Genomic DNA, 16,018 nt, shown 5'->3' on the forward strand with positions numbered 1-16,018 from the left:
TACCGCCGCTGTCCATTTGATGCGCGCCGTATCCGATCTGCGCCGAAAAAGACCATCTTGCGCCGGCAATGGGGTTTCGGCCGCGCACCCATGCGTTATTCCTAAATTAAAGCTCGGGGATATGACCTGGTGCCCCGCTTTGGTTCCTAAAGGAGATCTCGCTTTGAACAATCACTCGTCAACCGCGCCTTCCCCTGAAACCACCGCCTTCGACAACGAAGCAAACTTCCTGTCGGCCATGGGGAATGCCAAACGGCTTCATATGCTGCATCTGCTGGCCGAGGGAGAAATGTCGGTGAGCGTCCTGGCCGACGAGGTGGGGTTGAGCCAATCTTCGACGTCCCAGCATTTGGCCATTCTTCGAGAACAGGAACTCGTGCAGACGCGAAGGGCTGCACAGACGATCTATTATTCACTTCAATCCGGCGCGGCCAAGGCGATGCTCGATACGCTCGCCGACATTTTCGGATCCTACCATCGCTCCCCGGTAGAACGTGTCCGAGCCGTAGGCACCTGATGACGAAGCGTTGCTCTTGCGGCTCATGATTGGTGTCCAATTCTGCTGAGGATGATCCTGTCGGCAACTCAGGATCGGCGCCGCCGCATCGAGGTGCGGCATCACGGCGAAGAACGCAGTTTCGAAAAAGACGACTGCGGCTTGAGCGCAAGCGCCAAGCCGCCGTTCAGGGGCCGCAATTCCAAGGCCGGGATGCCGTGGCGCGGGAGTCCTGTCATGCTTCGCCTACATGCCCCTCGAACGCATCGATCCCCGATGTACGTTTGATGTACCCCTCCTAGACCACGGTGTGATTACGCCTCCATTGCGAATGGAGATAATGAACCGCATCAGGAACGGAACGGCAGCCCGACCATGCTCATCGATGCTGGGTTTGGGTCAGACGGAGGTGATCATGGACGTATATGAGGCAGTCAAAAGCCGACGGTCGGTGCGCGGGTTCAAAGACGCGCCTGTGGACAGGGGGGTTCTGGAGCGGGTGCTGTCCGCCGCGGCTTGGTCGCCGTCAGGATCGAACATCCAGCCGTGGAACACCTACGTGATGACCGGCGCGCCGCTGGCTGAGCTGAAGACGTCCGCCGTCGAGCGTGTGGCCCATGGCGACGCCTGGGACAAACGGCAGTACGAGATGTACCCGGCCGCACTGAAGTCCCCCTACGGGGAGCGCCGATCCGCCTTCGGCAAGGAGCGCTACAGCGCGCTCGGCATTGCACGCGAGGACTGGGAAGCGCGCCAGCGGGCAGCAATCGCCAACTGGAACTGTTTCGGCGCGCCCGCCGCCCTGTTCTGCTACATCGATCGCGACCTGGGCCTACCCCAATGGGCCGACGTCGGCATGTATCTGCAGACCGTCATGCTGCTGCTCCGCGCCGAAGGTCTGCACAGTTGCCCGCAGATGGCGTGGTCGCAGGTTCGCGAGACGGTCGCGGAGGTCCTGTCACCCCCGGACGGGCTCATCCTCTTCTGCGGCATGTCGATCGGGTACGAGGACCCCACGGTAAGTTACGCCCGTACGGGCCGCGCGCCGCTCGACGAGACGGTCACGTTCCTCGGCGATTAGTTACTTGCGATCAAAGGACAAGAGGGAGAACGCCATGACCACGCATAAAGTAGGCTATCTCATCGGCAGCCTCGCCAAGGGCTCGATCAACCGCAAACTCGCCACGGCGTTGGTGCGGTTGGCCCCGCCGGAACTCGAAATGTCGGAGATATCCTTCAAGGATCTGCCGCTCTACAGCTACGACTATGACGCCGACTACCCTCCGGCTGGCAAGGCATTCAAGGCGGCAATCGCGGCCGTCGACGCCGTGCTGTTCGTCACGCCGGAATACAATCGATCCATACCCGGCGGGCTGAAAAACGCAATCGACTGGGCGAGCCGCCCCTACGGCACCAACTCGTTCACACGCAAGCCGTCAGCAGTGATCGGCACGTCGCCGGGCGCGATCGGCACAGCCGTCGCCCAGCAGAATTTGCGCAGTGTGCTCAGTTTCTGCAACTCTCCGCAGATGAATGCCCCGGAAGCCTACATCCAGTTCACACCAGGGCTGATCACCGACGACGGCGAGGTCACGAAAGACAGCACCGCCGATTTCCTTCGCACTTTCATGCGGGACTTCCACGTCTTCATCGCAAGGGTTCGCTCAGTGCTGCCTAGAGATGCCTAGAGGGCGCTTGGAATGAGCGATTGCGTATCCTGTACTGCGGGAGCTGGCCACGTCCATCTGGGCGGCCAGCTCCGGTTTTTAAAGCGCACAATGCCTCAGGCGAAGGCGTAGGAGCCGTCCGGTCGCTTCGGCACGCGCCGCTGCCAGTGGATGTAGCCTTCCTCTTCCATCGCCTTCTCGTCCATTTCGACGCCCCAGCCCGGCCGGTCGGGACGCAATTCCAGATAGCCGTCCTTCGGCAGATAGGGATCGACGACATAGCGGGTTTCCCCCTGCCGTTTCTCGATATCGAGGCCGCCATAGACATAGGCCTGCCCCTTCGGCAGCCGGTATTCGAGGATGCGGAAATTCTGCGCCGCGGCCGAAAAATGAACGTTGACCGCCGTCGCAAGCGGCCCCATCGGGTTGTGCGGCGCCACCCCGACGAAATAGGCTTCGGCGAGTGTGGCAATGCGGCGCATTTCGCTGATGCCGCCGACGACGCAGATATCGGGCTGGATGAGATCGGCGCCCTTGACCTGCAGCAGCCGCAGGAACTCGTTTCTGTTGTAGAGCGACTCGCCGGTGGCAAGCACGCAGTTGAGCCCCTGTTTCAGATCGCCCCACGCCTCGATATTCTCAGGGCGCAGCGGTTCCTCGAAAAACAAGGGATCGTAGGGGGCCAGCGCGTTGCCGAGTTGCCTTGCGGCGACCGGCTCGAAAATCTTGGCATGGGCATCGAAGGCGATCTCGTATTCGTCGTTGACCGTCTCGCGCAGCGAGCGGAAATAATCCGCCGAGGCTTTCACCACATTGCCCCAGCGATGGGCGTGCATGTCGATACGCCAGGGGCTGAGCTTGAAGGCGGTGAAACCCCATTCTTCCTTCAGACGATCGAATTCGTCGCGGGCGGCCGGCGCGTCCGGTGCGGTGTAGACGCCGGCATAGACCTTGATGCGGTCGCGCACCTCGCCGCCCAGCAGCTTGTAGACTGGGACATTTGCTGCCTTGGCCGCAAGATCCCACAGGCAGTGATCGAGCGCAGAGATCGCGGCAAGGCCAAGCGCGCCCGGCGGGAACCGGCTTTGCTGGATCAACAGATTGACGAGATAATCGACGCGTGTGGGGTCCTGGCCGGAGAGAAATGCGTAGAGATAATCCAGGAGCGGCGGCAGCGCCTTGTCGGGGCCGTGATTGTAGCATTCACCCCAGCCCGTCAGCCCGTCATCGGTGTCGAGCGCGACGATCACGCGGGGACGGTCCTTGTCGCGGGTCATGAAAACCCGCATGCGGTCGATCTTCATCTTTCTGTCCTTCTAGCGATTGAAATAGCTGCGGCGTGCGACGCGCGTCTGCACGTAGAGATGCTCTTTGTAGGTTCCGGGATTATAGGAGCCGGCAGCTTCCGGCACGGGAACGGAGACATTGCCGCCGCTCGGAAAACGAGCGACGAATGCTTCGTCGATATCGCAGCCGAGCCCCGGCCCGTCGGGAACCGCAATCAGGCCGTCGACCTGAACAGGGTGCGGCACGATCGTCTGGCGGCGGCCGTCCCAGTCGTCGTCAAGGCGCTCGAGAATGAGGGCGTTCGGGATCGCCGCAAGCAGATGCAAGGCGGCATATTCGGCCACCGGCCCGAGCGAGCCCGAATGCGGCGCCATCTGGATATGATGCGCCTCGGCCATGGCGGCGATCTTCTTCATCTGGGTGATGCCGCCGGCCCGGCCGGTATCCGGCTGGATCACGTCGACCAGTTCCTTCTCGATGAGCTCGCGCTCGCCGAAGATAGTTGCCGAGCGCTCGCCAGCCGCGAGCGGCACATGGGCTGCGTCGCGGATGCGCCGGTAGCCGTCGATATTGTCGGGTGCGATCGGATCTTCGACCCACATCAGCTCGTAAGGTTCGAGCGCCCGCACCAGCCGGCAGGCATCGGCTGGCGTCAGCCATGGCGGCCCATGCAGATCGATGGCGATGTCCATGTCGTCGCCGACGGCGTCGCGGAGAGCTGCAACCTTGCGGACGGGATCGGCAACCCCGCCGCATTTGATCGCCTTGATGCCGCGCTCCTTGATGGCGAGCGCGCGCTCGGGCGTATTCGCATGCGAATAGATCGGGATCCGATCACGCACCTTGCCGCCGAGCAGCATCCAGACTGGCACGCCGAGCGCCTTGCCCTTGATGTCCCAGAGCGCCATGTCGATGCCGGTCATCGCACCGCCGCCGACCGTCCCGAGCATGCCGTGACCCATCATGGCGATATGCATCTTCTGCCACAGCCGTTCGATATGGGCCGGATCCTCGCCGATAAGGAGGGGTGCAAGATCATGGATCGCCGTCTCGATGACGCGCGGCCAGCCGGAGCATTCACCAATACCGGTGATGCCCTCGTCGGTATCGATCTTCAGAAAGAGCCAGTTCCGGGTGCCGGCGAGCTGTCTGGACGCACCATGTCCGGAGCGCTCGTCCGAGGCCCATTTGGAGGGATCGGGCTGACCGGCATGCATGAGAAACGTGCGGATCCCGGTGATTTTCATCGCAGAGAACTCCCATTCTTCAGAATCTCCGGCGCGACGTAGCGGAAACGCCGCGAATGATCGCGGTCGCGCGGATCGGGGCGCGGGATGGCTGATATGAGCGCCTGCGTATAGGCGTGCTCGGGCGTGCGGCAGACTTTCTCCGCATCGCCGATTTCGACGAGTTGGCCTTTGTACATGACGCCGACACGGTCGCACATGTAGCGGATGACGCCGATGTCATGACTGATGAAGATATAGGCGAGGCCGAGTTCGTCCTGCAGGCGCATCAGGAGATCGAGCACCTGCGAGCGCACGGAGACGTCGAGCGCCGAGGTCGCCTCATCGGCAACGATGACACGCGGATTGAGTGTGATGGCGCGGGCAATGCCGATGCGCTGGCGCTGGCCGCCGGAGAATGCGTGCGGGTAGCGTTCGCGCGCCCTCGGGTCTAGGCCGACCTGCTCCATGAGGTGGCAAACGCGCTCGTCCAGCGCCCGCCCCTTTGCCACGCCATTGACGAGCAGCGGCTCGCCGATGATCTGGGAGACGGTCATGCGTGGGTTGAGGGAGCCGAAAGGATCTTGAAACACCATCCGCAATTCCCGCCGTGCGGCGGCGAGCGTCTGACCCTTTGCCGTTGCCAGATCGATGATGTCGCCGTCGGCGCGGCGATAGAGGATTTCGCCTGCTGTGGGATCAATCAGCCGCATGATCGAGCGGCCCATCGTCGTCTTCCCGGATCCGCTTTCGCCGACGATCCCAAGCGTCTCGCCCGGCAGAAGCGAAATGGAAACATCGTCCAGCGCTTTCACTTCACCGAAATCCATCGATACATTGCGGAGTTCGAGGATCGGTGGCGCCGTCGTGTCGAGCGGGGCGCGCTCCAGCCGAATTTCGGCCTTCGCTTCCAGCTTCAGCACCGAGCCGATCAGCATGCGGGTATAGTCGTCTTTCGGTGCATGAAAGATTTGCTCGACCGGCGCATATTCCTTGGCGACGCCATTGTGCATGACGAGCACATCGTCGGCGATCTGCGCGACGACGCCCATGTCATGGGTGATGAACAGAACGGCCATGCCCTTGGCCTTCTGCAGCCGGGCGATCAGATCGAGAATTTCGGCCTGTGTCGTCACGTCGAGGGCCGTGGTCGGTTCGTCGGCGATCAGGAGCTGCGGTTTGCAGGCGAGCGCCATGGCTATCATCGCGCGCTGGCGCATGCCGCCGGAATATTGGAAGGCATATCGGTCGAGCGCCTTTTCCGGCGAGGGAATCTCGACCTGCTTGAGCAGCGATATGGCCTCGGCGCGCGCCTCTGCCTTGCTCATCCTGGTGTGAAGGCGAAGCGCCTCGACGATCTGGTTGCCGACCGTGTGGATCGGCGACAGTGACGACATCGGCTCCTGGAAAATCATGGCGATGTCGCGGCCGCGGATCGCCCGGATCTGGCGCCCACGCGGATTGAGACTGGTCAGATCGATCGAGCCGCCGTTCTGTTCGTTCAAGATGATCGATCCGCCGGAGATACGGCCGGGCGCATCGACGATCTGCAGGATCGAACGCGCCGTCACCGACTTTCCCGATCCGCTTTCGCCGACGACACAGAGCGTCTTGCCCGGCTCGATCGTGAAGGACAGATCGCTGACGGCGCGAAAGACGCCGGTGCGCAGCGGGAATTCGACGGTCAGATTTTTCACCTGCAGCAGCGGCTTGCCGGCAATGGGAACGATATCGGTCATGCCGGCCTCATTTGTTGTAGGGATCGGCTGCATCGCGCAGGCCATCGCCGAGAAGGTTGAGCGCCATCACGGCAACGACGACGGCGCAGCCCGGCATGAAGAGCCACGGTGCCGTGGCGATCGAGCGAATGTTCTGGGCCTCGCGCAACAGCACGCCCCAGGAGATGGTCGGCGGCTGCAGCCCAAGCCCCAGGAAGGAGAGTGAGGTTTCGGCAAGGATCATCGCCGGCACCGCAAGCGTGATCGAGGCAATGATGTGGCTGGCGAAGCTCGGCAGCATGTGGCGAAAGATGATGCGTCTTTCGCGAACGCCGTCGAGCCTGGCGGCGGCGACGAATTCTTCGGTGCGCAGGGACAGGAAGCGGCCGCGAACGACGCGGGCAAGCTGCGCCCAGCCGGTCAGCGACAGGATGATCGTGATCATCATATATTGCAGCGTCGCCGGCCAATCCTGCGGCAGGGCCGCGGCCATGGCCAGCCAGATCGGGATCGTCGGCAGCGACAGCACGAAATCGATCACCCGCTGCAGGAAGAAATCGATGTGGCCGCCGTAGTATCCCGAGATGCCGCCGAGCACGATGCCGAGAATCAGTGAGAAGAATACGCCAACGAGGCCGATCGACAACGATATCTGCGAGCCCTGTACCGTTCGGCTGAAGACATCGCGCCCCAGCCTGTCGGCACCGAAGAGAAGCAGCGGCGTCGTCTTGTCGGGCGAGGCGATCAGATGGATGTTGGTGTTGAACAGGCCGAACACGGAATATTCATAGCCGCGCCCGAAAAACTGGACGTCGACACGCTTCGTCGTGTCTTCCTTGAAGATAGCGGCCAGCGTTTCCGGATCGCGAGTCAGCTTCATCGGGTAATAATGCGGGCCGAAGGAGAAACCGTTCGCAGTATCGATCAGATGCAATTTCTGCGGCGGGTGAAAAGTCGCCCGCGCATTTTGCAGGTTCGGATCGTTGATGGCGAAGAAACCGGGAACAAGGGCGACGATATACATCATCACGGTGACGACGAGCGCGACCATGGCGAGCCGGTGCCGGCGGAAAGCCCACCAGATGAGCTGCCACTGCGATGCGACGGCAGCGCGATCCGGCTGAATATTTGTAACGGTGATGTCGGCCACGTGAGGCTCCTATTCCAACCGGATGCGGGGATCGACCAGCGCAAGCAGGATGTCGCTGATCAGAGAGCCTATCAGCGTCAGCGCGCAGATCAGCAGAACGAAGGCGCCGGCGAGATACATGTCCTGGGCCATCAGCGCCTGCAGCAGCAGGGGTGCTGCCGTCGGCAGATTGAGGACGATGGCGACGACGACGGAGCCGGAAATGAGGTTGGGCAGCAGCCAGGCAATCGTCGAGATGAAGGGATTGAGCGCGATCATCAGAGGATATTTCATCAGCAGCCGGAACTCCGAGAGCCCCTTTGCCCGTGCCGTGGTCACATAAGGCTTCGGCAGTTCGTCGAGCATATTCGCGCGCATCACGCGAATGAGGCTTGCCGTCGAAGAGACGGCCAGGATGATGACGGGAAGCCAGAGATGCGAAAACAGGTCGACCATCTTGGCGAAGCTCCAGGACGCGTTCTCGTATTCCGCCGAAAACAACCCGCCGACATCCTGGCCGAATTCGACCGCCGCGATATACATCAGCACCAGCGCCAGCAGGAAAGACGGAACGGCCAGGCCGAAGAAGGTGAAGGCGGTGAAGAAATAGTCGCCGATGGAATATTTGCGCACGGCGGAGAAAACGCCGATCGGCAGGGCGATCGCCCAGGTGGCGATCAATGTCGACAGAGCCAGGACGAGGGTCAGCGCCATGCGCTCCCAGATCAGGTCGGAGACCGGTTGCTGCCACTCGAAGGAAATGCCGAAATCGCCGCGCGAGAGGATGCCCCAGATCCATTTGAAATATTGGACGAGCATCGGATCGCCGAGGCCGAAGCGCTCGCGCAATTGTGCCGCCGTGTTCTGATCGACGATCTCGTTGGAGGCGGCCAGCGTCGCAATATAGGTCGTGACATAGTCGCCCGGCGGCAGCTGGATCAACACGAAAGCGAGGAAGCTGACGGCAAACAGCGATGGAATCATCCATAGGAAGCGTTTGGCGATAAAGATCAGCATGAGGCGCCTCTTGCATTGAACGCCGCCCTCCGGGCCCTGTCGGCCGTCAGCCGGCAAGGCATCTCGGAGGGCGAACTGAAAGAAAGCGCCGTACCGTTGGGCACGGCGCCAAGTTCGAAATCAGCTCGTAAAGGTGAATTGCTGCGGCATCGCAGGCCCTGGATTGGGCCAGGACCAGCTATCCGGCTCCTTCTCGGGAACATTGCGCAGATTGTTGCGGATGATGCCGAAGCCGCCGACGGCAAGGCATAGGCCGACTGTCTCGAACTCCTCCGCAGCGATATCGAAGATCTGCTTCATGATCGCGCCGCGCTTGTCGAGATCGGCCGTCGAACGCGCTTCGTCGAAGAGCTTCATGCGCTTCTTCTGGCTTTCCGGGGGCTCTTCGCCGCGGGCACCGTTGGAGGTGTACCAAAGCGTCCACGGAATGGCGTAACGCGATCCTTGAGGATGGAAGGCGAAGAAATCGCGCGGATCGAGCATCGGATCGAGACCGCCAGGACCCGGCCACACCGCCGCATCATGGGCGTTGTCGTCGCCGCGAGTGTAATAGAGCGCCCGCTCGATCGTGTTGACCTTCATGTCTATACCGATCTGAGCCCAATGCGTCTTGACCAATTCCAGGGCATCGACGAGGTCGGGATAGAGCGTCGGAATGACGTCGATCGAGAAGAACACTTTCTGGCCGTCGGGCCGCAGCCGGAAACCGTCGCTGCCCTTCTTGTAGCCGGCTTCATCGAGCATCGCGCTCGCCTTGTCGACATCATATTCGGTGAACTGGCGCGCGTATTTCTCGTTATACCAGGGATGGGTCGGACGCGGTCCTGCCTGGTAGGGTTCGCTCTGTCCGAAATAGACGATGTCGATGAGTTCTGGGCGATTGATGCCGATCGACAGCGCTTGCCGGAACGCCTTATCCGCAAACATCTTGCGCATGGCAGGATCTTTGTGGGTGATGTTGAAGTAGATCTGGCACTGTTGCGAGGCCGAAGGCACCAGCGTCAGCAGACGATAATCGCCTTTCTCCATGTTCTGGGACAGCGTCGGCTTGTTGGCCAGAACGCTGATATGGCGTTCCTGGATATCGATCTTTCCGGAGATGACGTTCAGCATCAGCGATTCGACGTCCTGCGAGATGCCGAAGTTGATTTCATCGATGTAGGGAAGCTGGTTGCCCTCGGTATCGACCTGCCAGAAATAGGGATTGCGGGTCATGACGACGCGCGTGGCACCCCCGGCATAGGGCTCCTTGACCACCCACGGATCGAGCGTCGGCTTGTCGACATTGCCCCACCGCGACGGGATCTCGATATCGCCGCAACGGCTGCGGAACAGCTCCGTCCAGCTGGTGACGCCGGCCTTCTTCGCATCGGCCTCGATATTGGGATTGTATTTCGGCAGGAACTGGCTGCAGTAATGCTTCGGGAACAATGTCGGATGCTGACCGAGCGGCGTGGCGAGGTTTTCGAGATAAAGCGCGTTGGCCGCCGCAAAGGTGAACTTCACCGTATAATCGTCGATCTTCTCGACCGTGACCGGCTTGCCGGCGACCGCAAGCTGCGCCGGTGTCGAGCTGTAGAGCTCGGTGTTCTTGACGCAGTCTTCGATCGCAAAAACGACGTCGTCGGCCGTGAAGGGGTGGCCGTCGGACCAGCGAACACCTTCGATCAGATGGAAGGTGAATTGCTTTGCGTCGTCGCTAACTTCCCAGCGTTCGGCAAGGTTCGGCTGCACGGCGGTAAAATCGAGGTTCCAGCGCACAAGGCTCTGGTTGCCGACCATGCGCAGGATGCCGTTATGGTCCGATGAACCGCGAAGGCCGCGCCGCAGCGAGCCGCCATAGGTGCCGACTTTCTCGTACGGCGTCACCACCATCGGCTTTTTCGGCAGGCGCTCGGCAAGCGGCGGCAGTTTTCCGTCTTTGACGAGCTGCGCAAGTGCCGGCGCTTCGCCGCCTGCGGCGAAAGCGCGGCCGGCGATGGACAGCGCTGCGACGCCAGCCATGCCACCAAGCACGGCGCGGCGTGTGACACCACGCGACAGAATTTCATTGGGCATCGAGTTCCTCCCTTTTTGCGCCGGCACAGCTTTTGCACCGGCTGATGCGGCGGGCTCCCGACCTGCCGCTTGCGCCCTCCTCGGCGCTGGGACCGAACCATAGACACGTTCTCAAATGATTACAAGAGTTGACAGATATTTACAAATTCGATAGCGATGCAGCCAGACACCGCAGGCGTCATGCCGCTGAAAATACTGTCGCCAGACCAAAAACGGCGGCAGATCTGTCAGATTCTGTAGGCCACACAGAAGACCTCACGATCGGCGACAGGGAGTACGTGGGGCGCCGCGTGGCTTGAGAGAAAAGGACCATAATGACTTTCGCAGTCGACGCCGTTTCCAACAGAGGCGCAACGCGCTTCAGCGACATCATCTACGAGAAGATCGTGGGGATGATCGCCGACGGCAACTTTCCGGTGAACGAACGACTGCCGTCGGAAACGAAGCTCGCCGCGGATTTCGGCGCCTCGAGGCCCGTCGTGCGTGAGGCGCTCGAACGTTTAAGAGCCGATGGCCTGGTCGTTTCGCGCAAGGGATCCGGTTCCTATGTTCGGCAAAGGCCGGATTCGTCGATGCTGAAAATGGTGCCGGTCGGCTCGCTCGCCGATGTCCAGCGCTTTTTCGAATTCCGCGCCGGCCTCGAAGCCGAGGCTGCGGAGCTTGCCGCACGAAACTGGCAGCCGGATGACAGGGAGCGGATAACGGCAGCGCTTCTTGCGATCGAGCAATGCCTTCGCAACGGGGAGCTTGGCGCTGAGGAAGACCAGGCACTGCATGATGCCATCGCCATGGCGACCGGCAACCAGTTCCACATCACCGTTCGTGAATGGTTCAGGCCGCATTTCGCCATCGGGCATTCCGTGACACGAAGCCTGAGCTTGAAACGAACGCTGGAGCAGATTCGCAGCGTCCAGGATGAGCATGCGGTGATCGTGGAGGCGATCTTCGCGCGGCGGGAAACCGACGCTCACGATGCGATGAAGAGACACATACTGAATGCTCGCGCCCGCATGTTCCAGGGCGTTTGAGCGAGAATGGGAGGAAGAACGATGAAACGGGTCGCTGTGACGGGTGCCGCCGGACGTGTCGGAACGCTGCTGCGCCCGCTGCTTCGCTCGCATGTCGAGCATCTGCGCCTGATCGATCTCGAGGAGCCTGCCGGGCTTGGCGAAAACGAGCATTTCGTGAAGGCCGATCTCGCCAATGTCGATGAGGCCACCGCTGCGCTTGAAGATATCGACGGCATCGTCCACCTGGCGGGCATTGCAAGCGGCATCGATATGAACGCCATCCTGCAGGCCAATGTGCTGGGAACCTACAATCTCTACGAGGCGGCGCGGATCAACAAAATTCCCAGGGTCGTCTATGCCTCGAGCAATCATGCCACCGGCTTTTATCCGCGCGGCCAGCTCGTCTCGCCGCTCGATCCGATGCGCCCGGACAGCCCTTATGGGCTTTCCAAATGCTGGGGCGAACTGGTGGCGGGGCTCTACTACGACACATCGGGCATTCGCTCCCTTTCGATCCGCATCGGCAATGCCGGCACCTATCCCAACAGCGAGCGATCCGTCGCGATCTGGATCAGCGCACGAGACCTGGCGCAATTGGTCAGGATCGGCCTGTCGCACCCGTCGATCGCCGCGACGGTGGTCTATGGCGTTTCTGACACCGACGAGAAATGGTGGGACAACGAACTGGCAGCGAGGCTCGGCTACCAGCCACAGGACCGGCCACGCGACCATGCCCGCATCGAGCAGGGATCCGAAGGGCCGGTGGCGCTTGCGTTCCAGGGTGGCGGCTTCTGTGAGATCAATCACGACGGCACCATCCGCATGCGGGACGCCGAGGGCTTGGCCGAGAGCCTGGAGATGGTTCCATGACGGCACCGCGCATCATCCGCCCGGACGTCCGTTCCGTGATCCAGCAACCGCTGACGGTCGGTGAATCCCCGGTATGGGACGAGCGGACCGGCACGCTGTGGCTCGTCGATATCCTGGCGCCGGCAGTTGTCCGCATCTCCGCGCAAGGGAAGGTCGACCGCTTCGACATGCCGGCTCCGGTCGGCAGCCTCGGGCTCTGCCGTGACAACAGGATCGTCGTGGGCCTCCAGACAGGCGTCCACCTCTTCGAGCCCGCCTCGGGCGATCTCGAGTTCCTGTGCGATCCGGTCGGGCGCCACATCAATGGCCGCCTCAACGATGGCAAGGTCGGTCCCGACCGACACTTCTGGGTCGGCTCGATCAGCGAAGCCAAGCCGCAAGTAAACGACGCCGCTCTTTTCCGGGTTGGCGCCGACGGCAGCGCGCGGACGGTGGCAACGGGACTGACGAGCTCCAACGGTCTTGCCTGGTCGCCGGATGGCCGGCGGATGTATCACTCCGACAGCCGGCAATGTTTCCTGCAGGCATTCGATTTCAATCCGGCGACGGGCGAAATCGGCGAAGGACGCCGGCTTCGCAGCTTCACGGAAGACGACGGGCGGCCGGACGGAGCGGCCATCGATCGTGACGGCTTTTACTGGAGCGCCGGCGTATCCGCCGGTCGCCTCAACCGGATATCGCCCGACGGCGAAATCGTCGAGATCTACATTCTGCCGGTCGCCGCACCGACCATGCCGTGTTTCGGAGGGCCGGATCTGCGCACCCTCTACGTCACGAGCCTGTCGACCGACCGCACTGGACGCTTCGAGGCGGGAACGGTCATCGCCTTCGACGCGGACGCAGAGGGCTTGGCGCCCTTCCGTTTCGGATGACAGCGTGCCGATCACCCGTCGGGTGACGGCGGATTGATGGAAAGCTAAGGGGGAAGAAAGATGAGCATCGCAATCATGCGCAAGGCGCTCACAGGCGTATCGGGTGTTCCCGTCACCGCCTATGACGGCAGCGGCGAAGTCGACCCCCGGATCACGGCGAAGGTCTATGAGCGGGTGGCGGCAGCAGGCATCCACAACATCGTTGCCGCCGGCAATACCGGGGAATTTTATGCGTTGACGCCTGAGGAGATCAGGATCGTCCACGAGGCGGCGGTGTCAGGTGTCGACGGCAAGGCGCCGGTGACGGCGGCGATCGGCCGGTCGCTGCGCGAGGCGGTCGGCATGGCAAAGGACGCGGCCCGCATCGGCGCCTCCGCCGTGATGTCGCATCAGCCCGTCGATCCTTTTGCGGCCCCTTCGGCCCAGATCGACTATTTCTGCAATCTTGCGGATGCTTCCGCCCTGCCGCTGGTCGCGTATGTCAGGGCCGAGGGTTTCAGTGTCGCAGAGATCGTTCGGCTCGCAAATCACGGCAATATTGCCGGTATCAAGTTTGCGACGACCGATCTGATGCTGCTGTCGCGAGCGATCCCGGCCGCCGACCCGGCCGGTGCACTGTTCGTCTGCGGCCTGGCAGAAAGCTGGGCGCCGACATTCACCGCAGCCGGTGCGCGCGGCTTCACTTCCGGTCTCGTCAATGTTGCACCGAAGCTCTCGCTTGCCGTCCACGATGCGCTTGAAAATGGCGATTTCGCCGCGGCACGAGCGATCGTCAACAAGCTCGAACCATTCGAGCGGATGCGGACCAAATTCCGCAACGGCGCCAACGTGACCGTCGTGAAAGAGGCGGTCAGCTATTCCGGTCTCGATGTCGGCCCGGTGCGTGTGCCGGGCTTGCCGCTGCTCGACCAGCATGACCGCGAGGAACTTCATCGGCTGCTTCGAAGCTGGGAGGCCGAGGGCAATGTTCAAACGGATCCGAACCGGCAGGAGACTTCAAAGGCCGCCGTCTGAGGCCGACATTATTTCCGCAAGCAACAGGTGCCGGCATGGCCGCGCCACAGGATTGGGAGGTCTTGAGATGCTGAAACAGCTACTGACAACGATCGCGATAACGGGCGCCCTGACGGCGGCACAGCCGAGCTGGGCTGCATCGCCGCCAAACATGCTGGTCATCGGCACGAATCTCACCGGCATAAGAACGCTCGATCCGGCCCAGAACAATGCCCGCACGGTTTCCGAGCTGATCTCCAATCTCTACGACAACCTCGTGCAACTGTCACCGGACGATCTAAAAACGCTGAAGCCGATGCTCGCGACGCAATGGAGCGTCTCGGCGGACGGCAAGATCATCACGCTGACATTGCGCGACGACGCGGTCTTCCAGAGCGGCAACAAGGTAACAGCCGATGATGCCGCCTGGTCGATCCAGCGCGTTATCAAGATGGGCCAGGTCGGCTCCACCGATGTCGCGCTCTGGGGCTTCACATCAGACAACGTCGAAAAGCTCGTTCGGGCAAAGGACGAACACACGCTTGAGATCGAGCTGCCGCAGGCCGTGAACACCGATCTGGTGCTCTATTCGCTAGCCGGCTCGTCGATCGGCATCATCGACAAGAAGACGGCACTCTCGCATGAGGCAAACGGCGACTTCGGCGGCGCCTGGCTTTCTGCCAATTCTGCCGGCAGCGGCCCGTTCGCGCTGGCGCAATGGCGGCCGAACGATGTTGCGATCTTCAACGCGCAGCCGAACTACTGGGGCGGCAAGCCGGCCATGGCCCGCGTCGTCGCTCGGCATATCCCAGAATCCGGCAACCTCAGACTGCAGCTCGAAGCCGGAGATGTCGATGTCGGCCAGTATCTGGCAAGCGGCGACCTCGATGCCCTGTCCAACAACAAGGACGTGGTGATCGAGAGCGTTCCGGGTCTGGGCTTCTATTACATCGCCCTCAACCAAAAAGACCCGGATCTGCAGAAGCCGAAGGTTCGCGAGGCCTTCCAGCATGCTTTCGACTGGAAGGCGATCTCCGGCAACATCATGCGCTATACCGGTTTTCCCTGGCAGTCGATGATCCCGCGCGGCATGATCGGCGCGCCCGAGGAAGCTGCCTCCCACTACGACTATGATCCTGCCAAAGCCAAACAGCTGCTGGCGGAAGCCGGCTACCCCAATGGCCTGAAGAAGGTGCTCAATCCATCGGGCGCGGCGACACTGCCCTTCGCCGAAGCGCTGCAGGCGAGCGCCCGTGCTGCCGGCCTCGATCTCGATCTCGTGCCCGGCGAATTCACGCCCGCCTTCCGCGAGCGGAAATACGAGGTGCTGCTCGGCAATTCCGGCGCCCGACTGCCTGATCCTTTCGCTGTCGCCACGCAATATGCCTACAATCCCGACAACAGCGACGAGGCGCGTCTCGGCAGCTATTATCTCTGGCGCGCCGGCATGAAAGTGGACGAGCTCAACACACTCGTCGACCAATCGATGAAGGAGCGCGATACGGGCAAGCGCACTGACATCTTCAAGAAGATGGACGGCATCTATGCCGGCATGGCCTCGCCGCTCGTCATCTTCTTCCAGCGAACCGACCCCTATGTCACGCGCGCCAACGTCAAGAACTATCACGGGCACACGACCTGGTCGACGCGCTGGCACGACGTGACCAAGGAGTAG

The 16,018-nt window shown here is 61.8% G+C and carries 14 protein-coding genes; 8 read left to right on the top strand and 6 right to left on the bottom strand.

The window, feature by feature from the left end; genetic code table 11:
- The first annotated feature begins 163 nt into the window (after positions 1-163).
- The 3 genes from FHX10_RS29565 to FHX10_RS29575 all read left to right on the top strand — a co-directional run bounded on the left by FHX10_RS29565 (position 164) and on the right by FHX10_RS29575 (position 2,184).
- Positions 164-517, top strand: coding sequence for an ArsR/SmtB family transcription factor (locus FHX10_RS29565; protein WP_047619082.1), 354 nt, complete (start codon positions 164-166; stop codon positions 515-517).
- A 394-nt stretch (positions 518-911) separates the two neighbouring features.
- Positions 912-1,577 carry a nitroreductase gene (locus tag FHX10_RS29570; protein WP_063473766.1) on the top strand — a complete coding sequence of 222 codons (666 nt, stop codon included), beginning with the start codon at positions 912-914 and terminating at the stop codon, positions 1,575-1,577.
- A 34-nt stretch (positions 1,578-1,611) separates the two neighbouring features.
- Positions 1,612-2,184, top strand: a complete 573-nt coding sequence (locus tag FHX10_RS29575) for an NADPH-dependent FMN reductase (protein ID WP_047619086.1) — start codon at positions 1,612-1,614, stop codon at positions 2,182-2,184.
- A gap of 95 nt (positions 2,185-2,279) precedes the next feature.
- On the opposite strand, the gene FHX10_RS29580 is transcribed toward FHX10_RS29575, so the two are convergent.
- From FHX10_RS29580 to FHX10_RS29605, 6 genes are all read right to left on the bottom strand, one after another.
- On the bottom strand, positions 2,280-3,467 hold the full coding sequence (locus FHX10_RS29580; protein ID WP_047619090.1) for a galactarate dehydratase: 1,188 nt from the start codon (positions 3,465-3,467) through the stop codon (positions 2,280-2,282).
- A gap of 12 nt (positions 3,468-3,479) precedes the next feature.
- Complete coding sequence (locus FHX10_RS29585; protein ID WP_063473727.1) at positions 3,480-4,697, bottom strand: mandelate racemase/muconate lactonizing enzyme family protein; 1,218 nt, start codon at positions 4,695-4,697, stop codon at positions 3,480-3,482.
- Positions 4,694-6,415, bottom strand: coding sequence for an ABC transporter ATP-binding protein (locus FHX10_RS29590; RefSeq protein ID WP_063473728.1), 1,722 nt, complete (start codon positions 6,413-6,415; stop codon positions 4,694-4,696). Before FHX10_RS29590 ends, FHX10_RS29585 begins: the two co-directional genes overlap by 4 nt.
- Positions 6,416-6,422: 7 nt before the next feature.
- On the bottom strand, positions 6,423-7,544 hold the full coding sequence (locus tag FHX10_RS29595) for an ABC transporter permease (RefSeq protein WP_063473729.1): 1,122 nt from the start codon (positions 7,542-7,544) through the stop codon (positions 6,423-6,425).
- Positions 7,545-7,553: 9 nt separating this feature from the next.
- Positions 7,554-8,540: an ABC transporter permease gene (locus FHX10_RS29600; protein WP_063473730.1), complete on the bottom strand. Its 987-nt coding sequence runs from the start codon at positions 8,538-8,540 to the stop codon at positions 7,554-7,556.
- Positions 8,541-8,660: 120 nt separating this feature from the next.
- Positions 8,661-10,598, bottom strand: a complete 1,938-nt coding sequence (locus FHX10_RS29605) for an ABC transporter substrate-binding protein (protein ID WP_063473731.1) — start codon at positions 10,596-10,598, stop codon at positions 8,661-8,663.
- Positions 10,599-10,912: 314 nt separating this feature from the next.
- Here FHX10_RS29605 and FHX10_RS29610 point away from each other — a divergent pair, with 314 nt between their 5' ends.
- From FHX10_RS29610 to FHX10_RS29630, 5 genes are all read left to right on the top strand, one after another.
- Positions 10,913-11,626: a FadR/GntR family transcriptional regulator gene (locus tag FHX10_RS29610; RefSeq protein ID WP_047619104.1), complete on the top strand. Its 714-nt coding sequence runs from the start codon at positions 10,913-10,915 to the stop codon at positions 11,624-11,626.
- A 21-nt stretch (positions 11,627-11,647) separates the two neighbouring features.
- Positions 11,648-12,478 (top strand): NAD-dependent epimerase/dehydratase family protein, encoded by an 831-nt coding sequence (locus tag FHX10_RS29615; RefSeq protein ID WP_063473732.1) that lies wholly within the window; start codon positions 11,648-11,650, stop codon positions 12,476-12,478.
- Positions 12,475-13,350, top strand: a complete 876-nt coding sequence (locus FHX10_RS29620) for an SMP-30/gluconolactonase/LRE family protein (RefSeq protein ID WP_063473733.1) — start codon at positions 12,475-12,477, stop codon at positions 13,348-13,350. The genes FHX10_RS29615 and FHX10_RS29620 overlap by 4 nt, the downstream gene beginning before the upstream one ends.
- A 60-nt stretch (positions 13,351-13,410) precedes the next feature.
- Complete coding sequence (locus tag FHX10_RS29625) at positions 13,411-14,364, top strand: dihydrodipicolinate synthase family protein (RefSeq protein ID WP_047619110.1); 954 nt, start codon at positions 13,411-13,413, stop codon at positions 14,362-14,364.
- A gap of 67 nt (positions 14,365-14,431) precedes the next feature.
- Entirely contained in the window at positions 14,432-16,018 is a 1,587-nt protein-coding gene (locus tag FHX10_RS29630; protein ID WP_047619113.1) for an ABC transporter substrate-binding protein, read from the top strand.

The sequence above is a fragment of the Rhizobium sp. BK591 genome (assembly GCF_014195045.1).
Lineage (GTDB): Bacteria > Pseudomonadota > Alphaproteobacteria > Rhizobiales > Rhizobiaceae > Rhizobium > Rhizobium anhuiense.